1 protein-coding gene and 1 pseudogene are annotated in these 1,103 nt (G+C 70.6%); both read left to right on the forward strand.

Annotation, left to right across the window (positions count from 1 at the left end; genetic code table 11):
* Window positions 1-331: 331 nt before the first annotated feature.
* A complete protein-coding gene (locus tag NBZ85_RS31280; RefSeq protein WP_009742485.1) occupies window positions 332-568 on the forward strand; it encodes a DUF397 domain-containing protein in 237 nt (78 codons plus the stop codon).
* 12 nt (window positions 569-580) lie between these two features.
* Window positions 581-1,103 (forward strand): annotated as a pseudogene (locus NBZ85_RS31285) (hypothetical protein); the annotation flags it as partial.

Below are 1,103 nucleotides of genomic sequence, written 5' to 3' on the forward strand. Positions count from 1 at the left end.
GTCCCGCTCCTTGTTTCCGGGGCGGGCCCGGGTCCGGCCGTCGGGCGGGCGCCCCGTCTTGAGGCGCGCGACCGCGGCGGGCGCATGGACGGCCGCACGTGAGGCCGGGGTGCGCACATGCGACCCGCTTGATGCACGTGCACCTGACCGTGCTGTATCGTGAGCCGAAGTTCGTGCAGGCGCACACGCGGGTGCATCGGTAGGGGTTTTCGGGGGTAGGCCCGTCCGGTGTGATCGGCGAGGTGTCCATCGCAGTGCGGCGGTGCGACGGGGCGGACTGCGTGGGGTGAGGGCCGTCGTGGCACGGCTACTCGGGTCTTCAGGAGATCGCGTGACCAAGATCTACAGTGGCATGTCGGCGGCGGCGCTGGAGCGCGTGACCTGGCAGAAGAGCCGGCGCAGCAACTCGCAGGGCAACTGCGTCGAGATGGCGAAGCTGCCGGGCGACGAGGTGGCCGTCCGCAACTCCCGGCATCCGAACGGCCCCGCCCTTGTCTATACCCGAGCTGAGATAGAGGCTCTGATACTCGGGGCCAAGGATGGCGATTTCGACAACCTTCTCCAGTAGGCGCCCGCCATCATGGTCCTGCTGACTCCGGTCGTCCCTTCCCGGCAGACGTGCGACACGGCCGTGCGGGCTCCGCTCGCCCGCAGCCCGCAGCACGCATGGCTGGCCCAGGCGTCGCAACGTGACGCCGCCCCGGCCACCGACCTGCTGGATCGGACGGACATGCGGCGCAACGAGGCCCGTTCTGTCCCTTCCCGTACCGACCCGCCGATGCGGCCGGCGATCGCCTTCGCGGCGCTTGCGGCCAACCGGACCGGAGACAGCATGCGCCCGCCTACCACGGAACGGATCTTCAGCTCGGGAGATCTTCCCCTGCTCTCACTGCCGGGTGCCGATGGGCTCATCACCTGCCAGTGGACCCATGAATCCCTCAACGCGCCGGGCTCGTGGCAGGACGACGGCGACACGATCGCCGAGCGTCGGCGGGCGCAGGTGGGCTTCGTCCTGGTCGAGCCGGCGTGGCTGGTCCGGGCCGCCGCCGAGCAGGTGCGCTCGGCCGGCGTCGACGCCATCGTGCTGCACGCCCACCCAAGCC

The sequence above is a fragment of the Frankia tisae genome (assembly GCF_025403405.1).
Classification (GTDB): domain Bacteria; phylum Actinomycetota; class Actinomycetes; order Frankiales; family Frankiaceae; genus Frankia; species Frankia tisai.